Origin of the sequence: Protofrankia sp. CiT1, assembly GCF_917627335.1 — a bacterium.
Lineage (GTDB): Bacteria > Actinomycetota > Actinomycetes > Frankiales > Frankiaceae > Protofrankia.
On sequence record NZ_CAKJTP010000032.1, the window covers coordinates 2,090 to 22,044 of the forward strand.

General features: G+C 67.7%; 15 protein-coding genes. 7 read left to right on the forward strand and 8 right to left on the reverse strand.

Features of this window, described 5'->3' with window-relative positions; all coding sequences use genetic code 11:
- Both MJ785_RS07990 and MJ785_RS07995 read right to left on the reverse strand, forming a co-directional pair.
- Positions 1-1,957, reverse strand: a 1,957-nt coding sequence (locus tag MJ785_RS07990; RefSeq protein WP_239380314.1) for a protein kinase, incomplete at its 3' end; no start/stop codon positions are given.
- Positions 1,894-2,793, reverse strand: coding sequence for an NERD domain-containing protein (locus tag MJ785_RS07995; RefSeq protein WP_239380294.1), 900 nt, complete (start codon positions 2,791-2,793; stop codon positions 1,894-1,896). The genes MJ785_RS07990 and MJ785_RS07995, both read right to left, overlap by 64 nt.
- A gap of 415 nt (positions 2,794-3,208) precedes the next feature.
- Here MJ785_RS07995 and MJ785_RS08000 point away from each other — a divergent pair, with 415 nt between their 5' ends.
- Positions 3,209-4,519: a hypothetical protein gene (locus MJ785_RS08000; RefSeq protein WP_239380295.1), complete on the forward strand. Its 1,311-nt coding sequence runs from the start codon at positions 3,209-3,211 to the stop codon at positions 4,517-4,519.
- A gap of 323 nt (positions 4,520-4,842) precedes the next feature.
- Here the strand turns inward: MJ785_RS08000 and MJ785_RS08005 are convergent, their stop codons facing one another.
- Positions 4,843-5,379, reverse strand: coding sequence for a helix-turn-helix domain-containing protein (locus tag MJ785_RS08005; RefSeq protein WP_239346847.1), 537 nt, complete (start codon positions 5,377-5,379; stop codon positions 4,843-4,845).
- A 126-nt stretch (positions 5,380-5,505) separates the two neighbouring features.
- Here MJ785_RS08005 and MJ785_RS08010 point away from each other — a divergent pair, with 126 nt between their 5' ends.
- Positions 5,506-6,288 (forward strand): SDR family oxidoreductase, encoded by a 783-nt coding sequence (locus tag MJ785_RS08010; RefSeq protein WP_239380298.1) that lies wholly within the window; start codon positions 5,506-5,508, stop codon positions 6,286-6,288.
- Positions 6,289-6,325: 37 nt separating this feature from the next.
- Positions 6,326-6,646: a nuclear transport factor 2 family protein gene (locus MJ785_RS08015; protein ID WP_239380299.1), complete on the forward strand. Its 321-nt coding sequence runs from the start codon at positions 6,326-6,328 to the stop codon at positions 6,644-6,646.
- A 418-nt stretch (positions 6,647-7,064) separates the two neighbouring features.
- Here MJ785_RS08015 and MJ785_RS08020 read toward each other — a convergent pair whose 3' ends face one another.
- Positions 7,065-8,054, reverse strand: coding sequence for a hypothetical protein (locus tag MJ785_RS08020; RefSeq protein WP_370652680.1), 990 nt, complete (start codon positions 8,052-8,054; stop codon positions 7,065-7,067).
- A 170-nt stretch (positions 8,055-8,224) separates the two neighbouring features.
- On the opposite strand from MJ785_RS08020, the gene MJ785_RS08025 reads away from it, so the two are divergent.
- A complete protein-coding gene (locus MJ785_RS08025) occupies positions 8,225-9,169 on the forward strand; it encodes a sulfotransferase (protein WP_239308979.1) in 945 nt (314 codons plus the stop codon).
- Positions 9,170-9,582: 413 nt separating this feature from the next.
- On the opposite strand, the gene MJ785_RS08030 is transcribed toward MJ785_RS08025, so the two are convergent.
- Positions 9,583-10,482 (reverse strand): helix-turn-helix transcriptional regulator, encoded by a 900-nt coding sequence (locus MJ785_RS08030; RefSeq protein ID WP_239308981.1) that lies wholly within the window; start codon positions 10,480-10,482, stop codon positions 9,583-9,585.
- Positions 10,483-10,633: 151 nt separating this feature from the next.
- Between MJ785_RS08030 and MJ785_RS08035 the strand changes: the two genes are divergently transcribed.
- The 3 genes from MJ785_RS08035 (at position 10,634) to MJ785_RS08045 (ending at position 15,245) form a co-directional block, all read left to right on the forward strand.
- On the forward strand, positions 10,634-11,047 hold the full coding sequence (locus MJ785_RS08035; RefSeq protein ID WP_239308983.1) for a heme-binding protein: 414 nt from the start codon (positions 10,634-10,636) through the stop codon (positions 11,045-11,047).
- Between the two features lie 1,124 nt (positions 11,048-12,171).
- Positions 12,172-12,999 (forward strand): SAM-dependent methyltransferase, encoded by an 828-nt coding sequence (locus tag MJ785_RS08040; RefSeq protein ID WP_239380304.1) that lies wholly within the window; start codon positions 12,172-12,174, stop codon positions 12,997-12,999.
- 71 nt (positions 13,000-13,070) lie between these two features.
- On the forward strand, positions 13,071-15,245 hold the full coding sequence (locus MJ785_RS08045) for a bifunctional diguanylate cyclase/phosphodiesterase (RefSeq protein ID WP_239308989.1): 2,175 nt from the start codon (positions 13,071-13,073) through the stop codon (positions 15,243-15,245).
- Positions 15,246-15,276: 31 nt separating this feature from the next.
- Here MJ785_RS08045 and MJ785_RS08050 read toward each other — a convergent pair whose 3' ends face one another.
- The 3 genes from MJ785_RS08050 to MJ785_RS08060 form a co-directional block, all read right to left on the reverse strand.
- On the reverse strand, positions 15,277-16,617 hold the full coding sequence (locus MJ785_RS08050) for a cytochrome P450 (RefSeq protein ID WP_239380305.1): 1,341 nt from the start codon (positions 16,615-16,617) through the stop codon (positions 15,277-15,279).
- A gap of 14 nt (positions 16,618-16,631) precedes the next feature.
- Positions 16,632-17,864 (reverse strand): ABC transporter substrate-binding protein, encoded by a 1,233-nt coding sequence (locus tag MJ785_RS08055; RefSeq protein WP_239308993.1) that lies wholly within the window; start codon positions 17,862-17,864, stop codon positions 16,632-16,634.
- Positions 17,865-18,494: 630 nt separating this feature from the next.
- On the reverse strand, positions 18,495-19,754 hold the full coding sequence (locus tag MJ785_RS08060; protein ID WP_239308995.1) for a lamin tail domain-containing protein: 1,260 nt from the start codon (positions 19,752-19,754) through the stop codon (positions 18,495-18,497).
- Between the last annotated feature and the right edge of the window lie 201 nt (positions 19,755-19,955).

Sequence of the window (19,955 nt, forward strand, 5' to 3'; positions counted from 1 at the left end):
TGGGCTGGGCCGTCGGTGGCGCGTCCGCCGGCGGGCTCTGCGGAGCCGGAGTGAGCGCGCGGCGCCACTGCCGGATCCGGGTCTGTAGTTCCTGGCGGGTCTTACCGGCCAGGCCGGGCAGGCTGATGATGTCCTTCGAGCCGAGGTCGAGCAGGTCGCCGACGGTCGTCGCGTCGAGCCGGTGCGCCGCCGAGACCGCGCGCGGTGACAGGCCGGCCTGCTCGAGCGGCGTGTCCTCGGCCGCCTGGGCCGCGGCCTGGTCCGGGGTCAGCGGCTGCTTGCCGGCGGCCGGGTGGACGCTCGGCACCGGCGGCGTCGAGTCGGCGGCGCGGAAGACGGCGAGCCAGGCGTCGCGCATGTCCTTCAGCGAGCCGAACCGCTTTCCCGCGTCCCGGTCGAGCGCGCGCAGGAAGAAAGAAGAGAGACCGGCTCGGATCGCCGGGTCGAACGCCTCGGTCGCCACCGTCGGCGGGCCCTCGGTGAACCGCGCCTCGGTGGAGCCGTCGCCCCACAGGGGCAGCTCGCCGGAGGCCATCTCGTGCAGCGTGACCGTCAGGGCGTACCGCTCGGCCTGGTCGTCGTAGGTGGTGCGGGTGCCGGCGCCGAGGAACGGGTCCAGGTAGCGGGGAGTGCCGGCGGCCGTGTCGCGCACGGAGTGGTTGGCCAGCGAGAAGTCGATGAGCACCAGCTGCCAGGTCCGGTTGGGCCGGCGGCGCAGGACGATGTTGTCGGGCTTGAGGTCGCGGTGCGCGACGCCCTCGCCGTCGAGGTAGTCGACGGCGACGAACAGGTCGCCTGCGAAGATCTCCAGTTCGTCGACCGACAGCCGGCCCTCGCGCAGCTTGCGGGCCATGGTCTGCTCGCCCGCGTGGTCGAGGACGAGCACCGTGCGCCCGCCGATGACGAGGGTGTCCTGCCGGGCCAGCCGGATCACCCGCGAGTCGCCGAGGCGGCCCAGCACGTCTGCCTCGTGCTGGAGCCGCGCGGCCCGCTCGTCGGAGAGCGCGACCTTCAGGACCTCGTCGCGGTTCGTCTTCTCGTTGTGCGCGAGGAACGCGCGGCTCGTCGAGCCGGTACCCAGCCGGCTCCTGATCCGCCACTCCCCGCCGACGAGGTCACCGCGCTCGGCCTCCAACGGGTCCAGTTCCGGTGCGGGCTCCTCGGGCAGGTCGACCGTCGGGGTGGTCGCGCTCTCCGGTGCCGCGACGGGCGGCGCCGTGAACTCCCCGACGACGAGCTCCAGCCAGTCGAGGAACTCGCCGACGGTGGCGAAGCGCTCCTCCGGCTTCGCTCGGGTGGCCAGCGCGACCAGGTCGTTCGCCGTCTCGGACAGCGAGTCGACGACCGCGGACGGGTGCAGCCCGCCGGCCTCGGCGAGCCGCGCCTTCAGCATGTTGCGGGTCAGCGCGGGGGCCTCACCGGTCAGGATCAGGTAGGCGAGCGCGCCCAGGCCGAAGACGTCGATGCCGACCGGGTCCGGGTACGGGGCGTCGACCTCGGGGGCGAGGTAGCTCTCTGCGGCCCGTTCCAGCTGCGGCAGGTACCGGTGCGCGGGCTCGATGGCGAGCGCGACCGAGGTCTTCGTCATCGAGCCGGTCAGCTGCCCCGTCGACGCGTCGATGTCGCGGGCCGCTGCCTGCCAGTCGCTGATGACCAGCCTGGGGGAGAGCCAGCGCCGCTCGCTCTCTGCCTGGTCGTCGCCGCGGCGGGTGGACGGCATGACGAGGACGCTGCGGGCCGCGAGCGCCCGGTGGTAGAGGTGGCGGCCGTGCGCGTAGTCGAGCGTCTCGGCAACCTCGCGGATCATGCGCAGCCGGGTGCTGGCGTCGAGCCGGTCGCCGTACCGGGCGAGGTAGTGGTCGAGGCGCATCTCGTCGGGGTGGTGGCGGAAGATCAGGGCCGGGCCGGCCTCATGTTGCTCCAGGCCGTCGACCTGGACGATGCCCTGGTGATCGATCCCGTTGAGGACGAGGAACTCACGCTTGGCTGCCGCCTCCCGGGTGCGGCGCTCGGCCTCGCCCGCTCCCGTCTCCACCAGGTAGATCCGCACGCGGCGGCGCGCGGAGGCCATCTGGTGTGCCGGGCGTGGTAGTCCTGCCACGTCGGGCCGGACTCGAAGGCCGGGAACTCCAGCTCCCACGCGCCGACACGCCGGTGGCGCCCGCTGCGCGCGATCCCGGCGGCCGGAAGCAGCGTCGCGAGCCGCCTGGACGTCTCCGGGCTGATCCGGTGGCGTTCGTCGCGCAGCGGCGCGTCCAGCAGGCCCGACCAGATCGGCGGGAGCGCGCCCGCGGTGCCCGCCCGCACCGGGGCGTCGCCGGTGACGGGCTCCGGACCGAAGATCCCGTGCAGCTGGAAGTCCGGCAGCTCGACCTTCACCATCCTGTTCGAGAGGAAGACCGCCGGCTGGAAGAACGGCATCCGCGGCTTGCCGAGTCCCTGCGCGCGGGCCGCGGTCTCCAGGAGGTGCTTGAGCTCCTTGGACTTCTGGTTCGCGAGGATCAGCGGGTTGTCGAAGATCAGGTCGCCGCCGGACGGCCGGTGCTGGACCCAGTTCGACCCGGAGGCCGTCAGCCGGCCCGCCCAGCTCTTGATCTCGATGAGGTACACCCCGCCGCGGGCGACAACGAGCAGGTCGACCTCGCGCAGGTGCCCGGTCGACGCGACGAAGGTGAAGTTCGACCAGGCCCGGTACGGCTCCGCGTCCGGCAACAGCCGTTGAACATGCTCCAGCGCCTCCCGCTCATGCGGGAAGTGCGACGCCGTGACCGTCGTCCAACGCCTGTCCTGCACCCCGTCTCCCCACTGCTCTCGCCGCCAAGTTCAGCCAAGTTCAGCCAAGTTCAGACGATGACCCCCATTGCCCCAGGTGTCGATTCTCTTCAGATCATCCAGGACCGGGTACTTCTCGCTCGGTTGTTTCGAGATCCCCGTCAGCTCCTCCTTGCTCCTCTTGAGCACCTCGCCGGTGAATCGCGCCCAGGTGCGATTCCGGCCGCCGTCGACCGCGTAGGCCCATTCCCAGCCAGCCAGCCAGCCGTCTCCGTCGAGCCCAGAGCGAGGCTGGGCGGGAACATCCCCGCTGTCACCTGATGGTCACCAGCCGCTGGAGTATCTCCACGCTTCGCGCTGTCGATCGAACTGTATCGACTCGATCACGTGGTACTGCGGTGGGCCTCTGCTGCCTGTCCGGGTACAATCCGGCGCCGTGCCTGTGTCTCGTAAGCGGAAGAAGAAGTCGCGCTCCGGCCGGCGTTCTTCGGGCCGGCCCGAGGTAGCGGCCCCCAGCAGAACAGCGCCGGCCAACCCGTTGCGGGAGCTGTTCGAGTACCGTCGCCAGCTCGACGAGCACCGCACCGCGCTGGCCGCGGACTCCGCCGGACCAATGGTCGATGCGTTGATCACGGCCGCTCCTGGCTGCTCCGACGACGAGCTCGAAGATGGCTTCTGCGCCCGCTTCGGCGCGGCGATGACCCAGTACGAGGGCGGTGAGCTGGAGGACATGGTCAGCCCGGACGACTTCGTCCGAGCCGTGCTGTCCGCGCTCGACGAGCGGCTGCGCGAGCCGGAGGATTCCGGCAGTGACGTCGCGGCGGCGCAAAGGCTGCTGGCCGTCGTCGCCGGTGTGCTGCCGGAGCCGCTGAGTGCCTCCGCGTGGGATCTGGTCGCCGAGCACCTGGACGACGCCGCGGCACAGCGGGCCACCCGCGGGCGTGCCGTGACCGGCCCAGCCCAGTGGGCGCGGAACAGCTATGGCACCCGCTGGGCCGTGGTTGCTCCCTTCACCTGCGCGGAGGGCTCGCGGCGGTGGTACCTGTGGGACGTGGACACCTGCGGATACGAGATCGTCACCGTGCACAGCGGCTTCTACCCTTCCGCCGAGACCGCGCTGGCCGAATGGCAGCAGGCTGTCGGCCCCTCCGCCGCCGAGGCAGCCCTGGCCCCGGCGGACGACACCGAGACGCTCGACGCGCTTGTGCCCGGTGAGGTGGAAAGCATCCGGTTTGGCGGAGAAGACCAGGCTCAGTACGCCGAGTTCTTGCGCAGCCGCCGGCTCGGCCGCACCGTCCGGCAAGCGGCCGGCCGGGCCCGTGGGCGCACGCTCCCACGGCTGAGCGTGGAGACCGCGGCCGAACGGTTCGCCCGTCAGCTGCGGCGGATCGGCCACCAGGACAGGCCGGCCGGCGACGAATCCGACCAGGGTCCCGCCGGTGCCGGTGACCTCGCCGCGGAGATGGCCGAGTCCTGGTCCCCGCGCGGGCACCCCAGCCTGTACCCGTACTGCTCGCCGCACAAGGTCGACGCGGCGGTATCGCACCTGCGCGACTTCTACCAGGACGACTTCGCCACCCAGCTGATCGCGGTACTGCCCGAGTGGATCCGCTTCCTCGCCGAACACACCGGCATGGCAGCCGACCTGACCGACCGCTGCCTCGCCTACGCCTCGGGCGAATCCCGGTTCCCTGGCCCGCGCGACGAACACGGACAGTCCAGCATCATGGCCCGCGTAGCTGAATGACCGCACGCGCAGTACCACAACCCGGTGATGCCGCGCCGGCCCTTGCCGAACCGGAACGGCCGTACCGGCATCACAGTCTCGAACCGCGTCCCCGCCCATGCCCCGGAGCCTCATCGTGAAGGCCCGGCTCCGAGATCCGTCGGCGCCGCGGCAGCAGTCACCGGCTCTGCCCGGCGTGTCCTTCTCCAGGGTCCTCGGTCTGTCGGCAGGTCCACCTTATGATCACCAAAGCTGCGCATTTCCCGGACCTGATCCAGCCCGCGCCTGAAGACCGCCCGGTTCAGCGCGCTCTGGCCGGGGATTATCACCACAGCTGGGAACATTCAGCAGGGCCGCTCCGGCGGCTTGTGGACGGTCGCTGACCGGCTCCGGACCGGCGTCGTGTCCCGGTAGCGGTCGCGGAACGCCTCGGAGGCGGCAGGACCGGCGGTAAACACGAAGTCCTCGCCGTCAACCCGGCGGCCGGTCGTGCGGTCGACCATGATCGGGTCGGCCTCCTCGCCCGTCTGCGCGTCAACCAGGACCATGCTGCGCTGCTCGGCGTCGAGCCGAGAGTTTCCCCACGCGGCCAGCGCGACGAGCACCGGACGCAGCGAACGCCCCAGGTCGGTGAGGACATATTCGTAGCGGGCCGGGCTGGTCTGGTAGGGCCGCCGCTCCAGCAGCCCGTCAGCGACCAGGGTTTTCAGCCGGGCGGTCAGCATGCTCGTGGAGATCCCGAGGTTGGCCTGGAACTGGTCGAAGCGGGTGTAGCCGTCAAAGGCGTCGTGCAGCAGCAGCACCGTCCACCACTCGCCGACGATCCCCGCGGCCCGTGACAGCGGGCATTCCCGGTCTTCCAGCCTGATCCGTGCGGGCACGCGCGCGACACCCCTTCCATTACTGCTAAGTTAGAAGTCACTGGCTTCTAAAACAGAAGTCTACCGGTCGCGGTCGCCGCCGGCACCAGCCTCGGTCGGCGACCGTGTTGAGAGGAGCGAGACGACGTGACGATCAGCGACGGTCTGGGTGGCCGCAAGGCACTGGTCACCGGCGGCACCAAGGGCACCGGAGCCGCCATCGCGACCAGGCTGCGAGAGGCAGGGGCTACCGTCATGGCGACCGCCCGGTCGATGCCCGACGGCTACGACCACCCGGGGCTGTTCGTCGCGGCCGATCTGAGCACACCCGGCGGCGCCGTGGCTGTGATCGAACGGGTCCGGGACCTGTGGGGCCGGCTGGACATCCTGGTGCATACCCTCGGCGGCTCCCAGGCCCCGTCCGGCGGGTATACCGCGGTGAGTGAGATCGACTGGGCGTTCGAGCTGAACCTGAACCTGCTCGCCGCGGTGCGCCTGGATCGCGGCCTGCTACCCGCCATGACCGCCCAGGGCGCGGGTGTCGTGGTCCATGTGACCTCGATCCAGGCACGGATGCCCCTGTTCGACGCCACTCTGGCCTACGCCGCGGCCAAGGCGGCATTGACCACCTACAGCAAGGGCCTGGCCAACGAGCTGGGCCCACGAGGGGTACGGGTCAACACGGTCGCTCCAGGCTGGATCGACACCGAGGCATCCCAAGCCCTCGTCGCCCGCATCGCAGCGGGGCAGCGGATCAGCGAAGCCGCAGCCCGCCAGCAGATCCTCGACGGGCTCGGTGGCATCCCGATCGGCCGGCCCGCGCGGCCGGTCGAGGTCGCCGAACTGGTCGCCTTCCTCGTCTGCGATCGTGCCGCGTCGATCAACGGTGCCGAGTTCGTCATCGACGGCGGCACCGTCCCCACCACCTGACCCGGCCGCGCGAACGACAGACGAGGCAGGAGCAACGATGCCCACCATCGACATACCCGGGCCGATCCGCCGCTACTTCGAGCTTGCCGCCCACCCTGACCAGGACGCCTACGTCGATCAGTTCGCCGCCGACGCTCTGGTCGAAGACGAGGGCAGGAACTATCAGGGGATCGACGCAATCCGTTCCTGGCGCGGTGAGGTCCCCCTCGTGACCTACACGATCAAGAGTATGCGCCGCAACGGCCAGGACGCACGGGTCGAGATTGCCGGCGATTTCCCCGGCAGTCCCGTCGAGCTGGCCTTCCACTTCGAGTTCGACCCAGCCGGGAAGCTCCAGCTCCTCACCATCCGTCCCTGACCGGCAGCCGCTTAGAGCGCCCGGCAATAGGGGTGTGGATCGAGGAGTGGGGCTGGGGTGCGTGCATCGCGAGGCGGCGGAGGGAGCCACCCTGGTGTTGGGTGGCGACTGACGACAACGACGCGAGGTGCGTGCCCTGGCCCCGTGACGCCGCTCCCCTATTGCCGGGCGCTCTTAACCTCGGACGCTTGGGAGCACGGCTCAGCCCGTCACTGGAAAACCCGGCGTGACGCGGGCGGGCCTGCGCTTACCGGGGCATTGCCTACCGAGGCATGGAGCGGTGCGCGCCGCGACCACCAGCCCCACGGCACATCCGAGCGGGACCGTGGTCACCTGCGCAAGCCCCATCCCGCTCGGTGCATGTCGATCTCGAAGTCTGCCGGCCGCGGACGGCGCTGGGTGCCCGGCAAGCGGCGGTTCACGTCGTCGAGCGGTCGCCAGCGGGTGCCGGCGGCGGGACGCGGGGAGGGGCGGAGCCGGGTGCGAGCAGCTCGGTGCGCAGCTCGTGGGCGCCGTCGATACGGCTGGCCTCGTAGTAGACCCGGTAGGCACCATCCGGTAGCTCCACGACGCTCACGTAGCGCAGTGCCCCGTCTCCGTCCGGTGAGACGGCGTGGGGGGCCGCGCCGACAGCGTCGAACCGCGTGGGGGCCCCGTCCCGGGAGACGACGGCGGTGGCAAGCCCGGTGCGCTCGTACCAGTTCTCCGCGGCGCTCGCGCGTCCGTCGTAGAAGGCGACCGTGGCCGGCCCGATGGTGAGCACGTCGGTGATGCGGACGCCGCGGGCGTCCCAGTGTCCTGGACGTGGCGCGAGCGCGACGCCGCGCCACGTCCAGGTGACGCCGTCGTCGCTGGTGGCATGACGGCTGTCCATCCGGTCCGTGGCCGCCGGGTCGTCGAGCGGGTGGCAGGACGCCCACAGGTGCCAGCGCCCGGCCTGCCAGCGCACAACGGGGTCCTTGACGGCCATCGACGCGTCGCCCGGCAGCGCGGTGCGCCGCGCGCTGGGCTCGAACCTGTCGGGAAAGTCCGCCTCGAGCAGGTCGACCCACCAGTGCGGGCTGCCCGGCGTCGCGCAGCTCACGTAGAGGCGCCAGCGTCGGTCGGGGGTGCGGACCAGCGCGGGCCGTTCCAGGGACTCGGCACCGAACGGCTTACGGCCGATCCGCGCGATCTCGGTGAACCGTTCCCCGTCGGCGGAACTGGCGATCACTACGGCGTAGCCGCGGCCGTCGCCGACCGGACGGCGCAGGCGGTAGGCGAGGTAGTAGGTGCCGTCGACCAGCAGCGCGCTCGGCGCACCGGCCCAGTTGCCCGGGCCGTCGGCCTCCGGGACCGCCACCGTCACCGCGGCTTCGAGGCGGGGGAGCGGGATGGCCGGGGTGGGGCTGAGGGAGGACGCTGTGATCGACACCTGGAAAACTTTAGCGCCCCGGTGAACAACCTCGCCCCAGGTGGGGCCATTTGCCATATGTCCGGTGGTAAAGGTGCTGTTCTCGTATCCTGCGAGAACGGGCGGATCCGCCCGGCTGCACCGTCGTCGCGCTGCACCATCGTCGTGTCTGGAGTGTTTCGCCCGTGGCCTTGCCCAACTTTCTCGTGATCGGAGTGCCGAAGGCCGGGACGACGGCTCTGCACGCCGCCCTCAGCCGCCATCCCGCGCTGTTCCTGCCGTCGGTGAAGGAACCCAAGTTCTTCCTCTCCGAGGGCCCGCCGCCGGCTCGTGGCGGGCCCGGCGACGCACAGACCTATCAGGAGCACGTCTGGCGGCGGACCGACTACGAGGCGCTGTTCGACCCGGCGCCGCCCGGCGTGCTGTGCGGTGAGTCGACCCCGTTCTACCTGTACGACCTCGACGCGCAGAACCGGATCAAACGTCTGCTGCCGAAGGCGAAGCTGATCGTCCTGCTGCGCAACCCGGTCGATCGCGCACATTCGAACTGGACCCATCTGTGGGCCGCGGGCCTTGAGCCCGAACGCGACTTCGTGACGGCCTGCGCCCTGGAGGCTCAGCGCCGGGAGGCCGGCTGGGCGCAGTTCTGGCACTATGTCTCCCTTGGGCGGTACGGCGCCCAGCTGGCGCACCTGTTCGGCCTTTTCTCCCGGGAACAGGTCCTGGTGCTGCGTTACCGTGAGCTGCGCGATGCCCCGACCGCGACACTCGACACGGTGTGCGACTTCCTCGGCGTGACCACGGGGGCTCTTGGCGCGGTACCGTCCGAGAACGTCACGCCGTTCGTCGCTGACACGACGGTCAACGCTGCCCTGCGCGCGATCCTGCGGACGGGCGGCCAGATCGGCCACCACTTCCCGGCCCCGGTACGCCGGGCGGCCCATATCCCGTTCCTGGCCGCTCTGCAGCGGAAGAAGGGCGGCCGGCCGCCGCTCACCCCCGAACAGCGGGCGGCGGTGCTGCCGTACTTCATCGCGGACATCGCGCTCCTGGAGCAGGTCACAGGCCTTTCGTACGCGGACTGGCTCATCACGGGCCTGGAGCCCGACATCGTCGATGACGGCGCCTGACCACCTTGTCCCCAGGCCCACGGCGCGGATCTGGTCAAGAGCGCCCGGCAACAGGGCAGGGGACGCGGCGTCGCGGGGCTGGGGCACGCACCTCGCGTTATCGCTCTCCCCATCTATCGCCAGCCATCGCCGCGCGATGCGCGGGTACCCCGGCTCGTCGGTCGCCACGCACCACCGCTGATGACTCTCCGTGTCCATCGTGATGCATACACCCCAGTTTCATTCCTTGGTCCACACCCCTATTGCCGGTCGTTCTTATTGGGTTCATGGTGAGTGCGTACGCTGGGTCTGGAGCGTGCTGAGGATGGTGGTGGCAGTCCGCGGGCTCAGCACGTCCGGTTTATCGGCAGACCGCATGCACAAGGATTTTACGGCCGCATCTCGTGGACGCTGGGGACAAAATTCAGATCGCATTATGAAACAATTTTCGCTGCTTGCGCACTTTCGTCCTGATGGTCGGCCGCCGTCTGTGTCGCCCACCACTTGGCCAGCGTCTCGAACCTTTTCCAGGTGATGGAACCCGGCGGGGCGGTGTAGGTGACGATTATCTGCTCGGGCGCGGAAAGAACCTGCAGGACCTGCCAGTCCACGATCAGTTCTCCGACGATCGGATGATTCATCCGTTTGTGGCCAGACGTCGTGGTCCGCACGTCGTGTTGGTTCCACCAGCGCCGAAAATCCGCGTCGAGCCTGGTCAGTTCCTCCACTAGGGCGTCGAGCCGAGGATCGTCCGGATAGAGTGTGACATCCATGCGGAGACGCGCGACAAAGCCGCTCGCCATATCCTCCCAGTTTGTGTAGAGCTGTCGCATGCGCGGTTCCAGGAACATCATGCGTGCCAGATTGCGGTGTTCGGGCTTGATTGTGGAGAAGTCAGTGAACAAAGCTGTTCCGAGGGCGTTCCAGGCGAGCACGTCCGTACGCCGGCCAAGAATGAACGCGGGAATATGATTTATGCTGTCCAGCAGGAGCTGCGTCTCAGGAGAAACCGCTTTCTCGCGTGACGCGGGCTTGTGGGCCGACGGCGTTCTCGCAATCGAGTACAGATATTCCCGTTCCGTCGGGCTCAACATCAACGCACGGGCGATGTTGGACAGTACGCTGTCGGACGCATGGATCATACGCCCCTGTTCCAGGCGTGTGTAGTAGTCGACGCTCACTCCGGCGAGCTGAGCGACCTCCTCCCGGCGTAGCCCGGGTACTCGTCGAAAGCGCATGGCGCTGGCCAGGCCCACGTCCTTCGGCGAGATCGCCGCACGCTTGGCCTTCAGGAACTGGCTGAGTGTCAAATGCCCCCGTGCTTGCACCGTCATAAGCGCGATTATGCGACACGGTCTGAGGTTCCTGGTGCTCGGAGTCCTAGGAAGTCGCGGCCCGGGAATAACTCACCCTGGAGGGCCCCCGGAGTTCGAGTCATAGTGAAGATCTATTTACTGTGCGTCGAGGAAGCAGGGAGGATCGTCCATGAGGTCGATCACGCAGGCCGAGGCCGCGGCCCGTGTCGAGGCGGGAATCGCCAAGTCGCGTGAGCTCGGTGCGGGTATGAACATCGCGATCGTGGACGCTGGTGGTCACCTCGTTCAGTTCGTGCGCATGGACGATGCGTGGCTTGACCCGATCAACATCGCACTGAAGAAAGCCAGGACAGCGGCTTACTTTCGAACGGCCCCCGACGCTGTCGGCGAGAGCTGCCAGCCGGATGGCACTGTCCACGGCATCGAGCGCGGCACGGCCGACTTGATCACTTTTGGCGGCGGGCTACCGATCCTTGATGGGGCCGGTATGGTCATCGGCGCCGTTGGTGTCTCCGGTGGCAACCTGGAGCAGGACTATGCTGTCGCCGAGGTGGTCATGAAAGGCTCGTCGCTCATTAGTTGATCAGTTTTCCCAGCTTGTTGTTCAGCTTGCTTGTTCCTCCCTGCTTGTGTGGTGGTGTCTGTTCGGGTATTCCGCCCGCTGAAACCAGGCCCAACGGTTGCGATGCGGATGAATGCCGTGCCGGGGCGGGTTGGGTGGCCAGTTGGGATGGGCCCGCCGGGGTGCAGCGGCTGCACACAGTGACTGGTACGGGCGGATGCGGTCGCGCCGTCCGCTGGACAGGCCGGTGAGCGGCCGGGGCCAATCCGCCCGGCAATGCCCGTGGTGCTGTTCGGGGGTGCTGTTCGGGGTGCTGTGATAACTCGACCAGCGTGATGACCGGACCAGGAGCGCCCGACAGGGCGTCAGCGAGTGCGAACAGTACGTCATCTCACCTGCCTGGAGCGCCCAGTAACAGGGAAGTGGATCAAGAAGCGGGGTTGGGGTGCGTGCATCGCGAGGCGACGGAACCCGCTGGGCCGGACCAGGTGCTTGATGGGAGCACGACTGTCCGGCAGCTATGACTTCATGATTATTAACATCGATCATAGGTGTTGTTGGTGCGCCATGATTGCGCTGAGGCTGCCGCGAGCTCCAGTGGGCCGGATGGCTGTGACGTCGACGCGCTTCATGATTTGATCATGACTGGGCTCAACGGCACGATCCTGTCGTGGCTGCCGGTGGCGCTCAGGGACGCGGCGAATCCGTTACTGGCTGTGACATGGCCAGCCGGTATCTGGCCCGCCGACCAGCACGGCGGCCTTCTCCGTCGACACCCGGCACCTGCCGAGGACCCCGCCGGGTGCCGTACCGAGATCGACTGGCATCCGGGTTCACCAGGCTGGACGCTGCTTTGCTGAGCTGCGGCGACGCTGTTTCGACCGCCGGGTCCTCCGCCCGGTCGATGCGTTGGCCTGCCCACCCGAATATCATGATCATATTTTGGAGTGAGAAGGTCAAGCCCCTCGCGAGGACCAGAACCGCTGCCTGGATCAGGGCTGCCAGCAAACGCCAGCACGCCAGGAGCTCGGGTCCGGGACGCTGGCGGCCGTGACGGCCGTGGCTGGTGATGTGACCAGAGTGGCTATCGTGGACTATTTCTTCACAGTACGTTGCTGGTCAACCGTGAGAGGGGGAGCGTGACGATGGAGGAGCCGCCGGGTTGGGCCGCGGATGTCGATGTCAGCCGACCGAGCATAGCCAGGGCCTACGACTACGCTCTCGGTGGATCGCACAACTTCGCGGTCGACCGGGAGGCGCTCCGCCGGGCGCGGGAGGTGTTTCCGGATATTGACCTGGTCGCCAGGTCCAACCGGCTCTTCCTGCACCGGGCGGTACGTTTCCTTGCCGGGGAGGCGGGCATCACGCAGTTTTTGGATCTTGGGTCGGGTGTGCCGACGGTTGGCAACGTCCATGAGATCGTCCAACGGGTGAACCGGGACTGCAGAGTGGTCTATGTTGACATCGACCCGATCGCGGTCATCCACTCGAGCATGCTGCTTGCCGATGATCCGCGGGCCACCGTCGTGCAGGCCGACGTGCGCCGGCCGGAGTCGATTCTGACCTCCCGCGCTGTCACCGAATTTTTTGATCTTTCTCAGCCGGTTGCCGTCCTGATGGTGGCCATCCTGCATTACATCGGGGACAGCGACGACCCCGCCGGTATTGTCGATGCCTTCCGGCGGGCTACCGTGCCTGGCAGCTACCTGGCGTTGTCTCACATCAGCCCGGACGAGCGGACCGAAGAGATCGAACAGCTCGAACAGCTCGAACAGCGGTCCCAGGCCGCCCGGACCGGCATCGTTGCCCGTCGTTGCCCGGACATCGCGGCGCTGCTCAAGGGATACGATCTTGTCGACCCCGGTCTTGTCCACGTGCCGATGTGGCGCCCGGACGGGGGAGACGGTACCGCGGATCCGTTCGCCGCGGCCCCGGAACGTTCGACACTTTTCGCGGCGGTGGGATGCCGGTAGCTCATATCCCGGCCCAGAAACGGCCGTACGAGGTGATTTTTGGCCATGTGAAAGGCTCTTGAGGAGTATGTGTGAGGCCATTACACCCGGCTGTCCGTCAGCGGGGCGTCGAACGCTTCGCGCTGGCGTGGGCGCGGGAACTCGTCGATGCGAGCTGTTTGACAATCAATGTGGTTGAGGTCGAGCAGCGGTTACGGGTACTGACCGGCCGGCTTGTCGACGCTCTACTCGCTGAAACGTTCGTGACAGCGCCCGCGGTCATCATCGGCGCCGCCATCATTGAGTACCGCTTTGGTGCGGGCGATGCGCTCGCCTGCAGCATCCGGGCCGTCGGGAACAGGCTGCTCGACGACCTGGAGCTCGATGCGGCAGACGGGTACGCGGCCCGGCTGGTGGCTCTTCAGGCAGGTTTGGCGGACGGGTACACGCAGGCTCTCCGGGAACAGATTCTCGCTGCTCAGGATTCGATCCACCAGGCGGCGCTGTACGCGAGCGATGCCCGGTTCCGGCTGGTCTTTGCCGGCTCCGCGATCGGGATCGCGATCAGCGACGCTGACGGGTCGGTGATTGAGGCCAACGGGGCACTGCTGGAGCTGCTCGGGGTCGGTCCGGCGCAGATACACGGCCGGCGGATCGACGAGTTCGCTCACCCCGAGGATGCCGGGGAGGTACGGGCGGCCTATGGGCACCAACGTGGTGCAGGCCCTGAACGCATCCGGCTGGAGAAGCGGTTCACCGGTGCGGGCGGTGCGGTGGTGTGGGCGGACCTGACCATTTCGTGTCTGCGTGACGACGACGGCCGTTGCCGCGTCCAGTTGTCCATGGTCGTGGACATCACTGAGCGGCACCGGTTGCAGACCCAGTTGCGTTCACAGGCCTTTCATGACCCACTCACCGGCCTGCCGAATCGCGCGTTGCTGCTGGAACGGCTCAGTGACCTCATGGTCGCCGGTTCCGATGACCGGGTCGGAGTGTGTTTCATCGATCTCGATGGCTTCAAGACTGTCAACGACAGCCTCGGCCATGATGTGGGTGACCGGCTGCTCGTTGCGCTCGCGGATCGGCTCAGTAGCACGCTGCCACCGACGCATCTGTTCGCCCGTATGGGTGGTGATGAGTTCGTCGTCGTGGTAGCCGGTTCCACCGGGTCCGCCGATGTGATCGCTGTCGCCGAGCAGGTACTGGCGGAGCTGGCCAGACCGCTACAGGTCGACGGCCACCTGTTGTCGGTCAGCGCGAGCATAGGTGTTGTTGAACGCCCGGTCGCCGACGGTGACCCCCGTGACCTGTTACGGGCCGCGGATATCACGCTGTATCGGGCCAAGTCCGACGGCAAGGGCCGGTGGGCGCTGTTCGACGCCGAGCGCAACGCCCATGAGATCACCCGTCACACCCTTGCCACCATGCTGCCCGGTGCCTTCGAGCAGGACCAGTTCATTCTCGAGTACCAGCCGATCGTGGCACTCGCGGACGACAGCATGGCCGGTGTCGAAGCGTTGGTCCGTTGGCGGCATCCTCGTTTCGGCCTGCTGAGCCCCGGCCTTTTCGTCGATATCGCGGAGGAGACCGGCCTGATCGTGCCGCTCGGCGGACGACTGCTGTACCTGGCTTGTTTGCAGGCCAGGTCTTGGCAGGACCTCAGTCCCGCCCGCCCGTTCGTCAGCGTTAATCTCGCTGCCCGCCAGACCCGTGATCCCCAGCTGGTGGAGCAGGTCCAGCGTGTTCTCGGCGACACCGGGCTGTCCCCCGACCGGCTTCAACTGGAACTCACGGAGAGCGCGTTCATGGGTACGGCCGATGAACCGCTCCGTGCGCTGCGCGCCCTGGCTGACATGGGCGTACGGATCGCCATCGACGATTTCGGTACCGGCTATTCCAACCTTGCCTACTTACGGCGTCTGCCGGTGCACACCCTGAAACTTGCGGGACCCTTCGTTGAAGGCCTTCGATCCAGGCAGAAAGCTGACCCCGATGATGAGAAGATTGTGCAGGCCATGGTTGGGCTGGCGCACTCTCTGCGGCTGACAGTGACCGCTGAGGGAGTCGAAACCACAACACAGGCCGAACGGCTGCGAGCGGTCGACTGTGATACCGCGCAAGGTTACCTTTTCGCACGACCACTACCGCCCGAGGAGATCACTCACCGGCTCACCAGGCGATACCAGGAACGTACCAGTCCGAACAGGTGCGTTCCTGAACGCCCACGCTGGGAGCTGACCTGCGACAATACTCAGACAATCAGGTAGTTTACGGTCGCTGGGAGCGGTCGCCAGCGGATCAGCGGGCACGAACGATCAACGGTACCCGCTTGGGCTGGAGCATCGGCGATCGGCTTGGGCGTACCCGGTGGCCAGGGCTGGGGTGCAGCGTCCAGTGAGCCGTCACTGTTGCCAAAAAGATCATCATTTCTTCCCAGGCGAATGGCTCACCGATGCAGTTTCTGTTGCCCGCGCCGAACGGGAGAAAATATGTGCGCGGCAGTGCCGCCGCGGCGGCACCGCCCCACCGGTCTGGATCGAAGGTGCTGGGCGCGGCGTAGACGGCCGGATCGCGTTGTATGGTCCACACGGAGAACAGCACATGAGATCCCGGCGGAATCCGGTGTTCGCCGAGGGCGACTTCTGTCACAGTCCGTCTGGACAGCAGCCAGGCCGGGGGGTAAAGGCGCAGCGTCTCGGTCAGCACCTGGCGCAGGTAGCCCAGGTTGGCCAAGGTGCTGTGGTCGAGTGACCTGCCGGCCAGGGCTGCGTCCACCTCGTCGGCCAGTCTTCGCTGGATGTCCGGGTGCTGGCTGAGGAGGTGACAGGCCCAGCTCAGCACATCACGCACGGTTTCGACGCCACCCAGGAAAAGGGCCATCGCCTCGTCGCGGATCTGCTGATCGGACAGGCCGGGGCCATCGCCCTGCGCACGGGCGGATAACAGTATGGCCATCAGATTGCCGTCGGTGGCGCCACGCGCGCGGCACTGGGCGATGACATTCGTCAGTATGTCGTCGAGCCGATGCCGGGCGCGGTTGAAGCGGCGGTTGCCTGGGGTGGGCAGCTTCTCCAACCAGCCGATCGGGAAGGCGATGCGCCTGGTCACGCCCTTGAGCAGAACTGGCAGGGCCTCCTCCACCTGGACCGCGACGCTGTTACCGAGATCGGCGGAGAACAGGGCCCGGCATACCACGGCGACCGTGAAAGCATGGATCTCCTGGCCGAACTCGACCACCTGGCCGTCGCGCCACGCGGTGGCGCGTTGTTCGGCGCTCTCCCGCATCTGGTCCGCATAGGCGGCGATCTGCGCTGTGTGGAATGCCGGCTGCATCAACCGGCGGTGTGCCATGTGGGTCGGTTCGGTGGAGTTCAGCAGCCCGTTGCCGAGAAACGGCGCTGACTTCTCGTACCCGATGCCCTTGGCGAACTTGTGGACATCCCTGGTGAGAATCTGGTGCACCCAGGATGGCTCGTTGATGACATAGGCCACGGTCGGTCCGAGGCCGATGGTGACGATGTCACCCCTGCCGCGCAGGGACTCGAAGAAACCACGCGGTTCGGTCAGCATCCGGTGCATGTGCCCGAACAGTGGAAGGCGCCCGGGAGCCGCCGCGACGCCTGTGGGTGTGGCTGGCATTGATGTGCTCTCCCTTATATTTTGCGTCCGCAACGGGCGGTGGGCTCGGGATTGAAGCGGGTACCGTCATCGCTGACTTTGACGAATGACAAGCAGGCGTTCAGTTGACCGGAGTTCGTGGCCATGTCGAGGGGCGCGGGCAGCAGGCCGTTGGCGTTGTAGTCCCGGACCGCTCGAAGGCCGTGGATGAACTGTTGGCGGGTGGGGCAGATGCCGGCTTCCTGCAGCCCGCGGATCATCATATCCGCGGAGATCCAGCCAGACAACGCGCCGCCCTGGACCGGGGGCTGCAGCTGTGGGGCGTACATGTTCATGGCCCGAAGGAACTCCCAGTGTGCGGGGGTGTCCAGCTCGAACGGGGTGTACTCGAGGAAGTAGGAGGTTCCGGCGAGCTGCCGGCCGTACTTCTGCAGCAGGCTCTGGTCGTAGCCGGGTGAGAACGACAGGGTGACCTTCAGCGGTACGCCCGCGTTGCGGGCGCCGATGAGGGCCTGGTCGAGAGCGTCCGGGGCAGTCAGCGCGATCAAGGTGTCAGCACCGCTGGCCTTGATCTGGGCACCGAGGCTGGTCGGGCTGGCTGCAGGGCTGACGTCGGCGGAACCGGCGATCCGGACACCAGCGGTGCGCAGGCTCGTGCTCACGTTCTCCGCGATGGTGCGCATGGTCTCGGAGAACGCGGTCCGTAGGATGAACGCGGTCCGACCGCCCTGGGAAACAGCGTAGTCACCCCAGGTGGTGATGGATCCCGGGCTTGTGAAGCTCAGGTGGGTGAACATGTTGTCGTCGGCGCTCCACACCGGCTCCAGCGCGAGGCCGGTCACCGGAATGCCCTGCTCATGCAGGAACGGCGCGGACCCGGTCGCGGCCCCGGTGGTCTCGATGATCCCGAAGACCCCGTCGTCGTTGATCAGGGAACGGGCGCTGGCGAGGTTCGTGGCGGGATTGGAGGCGTCGTCCCGCCAGGTGTAGGACAGCGTCCGGCCGTTGACCCCGCCGTCCGCGTTGGCCGCGCTCAGCCGCGCGTCCACGCCGGCGCGGAAGGCGTGGAATCCGTCCGCCAGCGGGCCGGTGGCCGGGTAGAGAAAGCCTATTTTAACCTCTTTGTCGGTCACGCCGGGGACCGTGCAGTTCTGGCCTTCCGGGTTGCCGCTGATCGGCGAGGCTCCGCATGCGGCCACCGTCAGTGCGATTGTGGCACGTGCCACGGCGACAGCGATCCGCTGGACGGTTCGGCGCTGTCTGTCCATCTGGGACCTCCTACCAGGAGCACGTTCCGAAGAAGCCGTGGTTCCTGAACGGCGAAACTGCTGAAACTGATATTTACTATCCCGTACCTCTTCAAAAACCATAAAGGGGCTAAAAGGATTAAAAGTTTTAAAAAGCATGAGGTATGAGCCGGCTGTTTCGTGAACGGGCAGCTGAAAGGCCCGTTATTCGGCTGCCATGAAGTCCCGACGCCGTCGTTTGCTGTGCCGTCGCCCGTTTGGGATCATGGATGTGCTGGCGGGCCGGCGGCGCCGATACTGACGGGGTTGGATGCGCTGGAGGGCAGGTCGCCGGCTGGTTTTTTCCAGGTGCGGCGGAACTCTGGGGAAGCCGTCGGGGAGACCGTGGCCGTCTACCGCGGCACGCCCGGCGGACCACCAGCCGCGCTCGAGGGCGCGATCATTGTTCCGCGAGCGGCCGGGACTGTTGGGTGGCGACCGACGAGCCAGGGTACCCGTGCATCGCGCAGCGATGGACGGGAAGCGATGGACGGGGAGGGATGACGCGAGGTGCGTGCCCTGGCCCCGCGACGCCGCGTCCCCTATTGCCGGGCGCTCTGAATGTGACCGTGGGATCGCGCCGGGCTGGCGTGGGGCGTCCGCGGCGTGTGTTCAGCGCCCGAAACAGATGGTGCGTCCTGTTCGGACCTTGTCGGCCTTGTAGGTGACCTGATCGATGGAGACGCCCGCACGGTCGACGAGGAGGAGAGCGTCACCGCGGTTGCCGAGCTGGACCGCTCCCCGGGCTGCGACCTGGATGACGGCTCCGCCGACGAGGGTGCCGGTGAGGTCGTGCCGGCCGCCGGCCGAGTCGAGCAGGCCCCAGCCAGCCAGATCGATCGGGGATGCCGTCGTGTTGAGCAGGGTGACCAGCTCGTGCCCGCGGTCGGCGCCGACCGGGTCGGGCAGCGCGGCCACGATGAGCACGTCGCCTGCGGCGACGGTGTGTGGGTCGGTCGGTGCGCCGGGTGGCGTCGGGTCCGGGCCGATGATGAAGTCCTCGGGCCAGACGGTCAACTGGACGCGGTGTTCCTCGGCGTGGATGACATCGTGCAGGTTGCCCGACTCATGCCGGTCGAGCAGGAACAACGCGTCGTCCCGGTTGACCGTGTCGGTGCGCAGCCACGCGTCGAAGCCGTCGAAGCTGGTGAAGCCGGCCGCGAGGTAGGGCACGATCCGGCGGAACAGTTTGGGCCAGACCACCAGCTGTTGTAGGTCAGCGAGGTTGGCGATGGTGGCGGCGCCGTTGGGGTCGGCGGTGGCACGCGGCCACAGCCCGGCCGCGTCCCGGGCGGCGCGGGCCGCCCGGGATATCCCGGCCAGGTGGTTGCGCAGGGCTGCCGGCAGGGTGGCGTAGAAGGCCGGGTAGACGTGCCCGGTCGTTAGCAGAGCGGCGTTGACCGACTGGTCGATCAGGGCGTTGTCGGCGAACACCGACGCGCCATCCGGCCCGGGGTGCTCGCCCGGGTAGACGAACGCGATCAGGCGGCCGTTGCCGTCGATGCCGTTGGACAGCACATGGCCGCGCAGACTGTCCTGATCGGCCGACTGCACGTTGTTGGGCAGATCGGGGAAGAAGACGATGTTGGTGAAGCCCAGCAGACGCAACAGTTCGTCCCGGGCCGCGTTTGCGCCGGCCAGCTCCTGATGGGTCTCGCCGAAGTGGGTTTCCAGCGCGTCGATCGCTTCCAGCCGGACGGAGATACCATGGCCGTTGATGCCCGGCGGGCGACCGGACCGGCGTGGCAGCCTCTCAACCAGTGCGGGCGTGTCGGGGAGGAACTTGACCGTGTCGCCGTCCGGTTCCGGCCCTTGGCGCGGCCGGTCGGGATAGCGGATCACAAACCGCCCATGTAGCACCGTGTATGTCATGACCGTCCCCCGATCGCTCAGGACCCGCTGGCATCAGCCCATCCTGACGCGGAGCGTAACGTAGCCGCGTCTGATTCTCCCGAACCGAGACTGTCAACTTTCCGGTCGGGCAGCCTGGGCGCCAGCCGGCCATGAGCCCAGGTCGCCGGGCCTGAGCCGCCGTCCGGTGGTGAGCTGGTGGGTCATAGCGCGGGGTCGCGG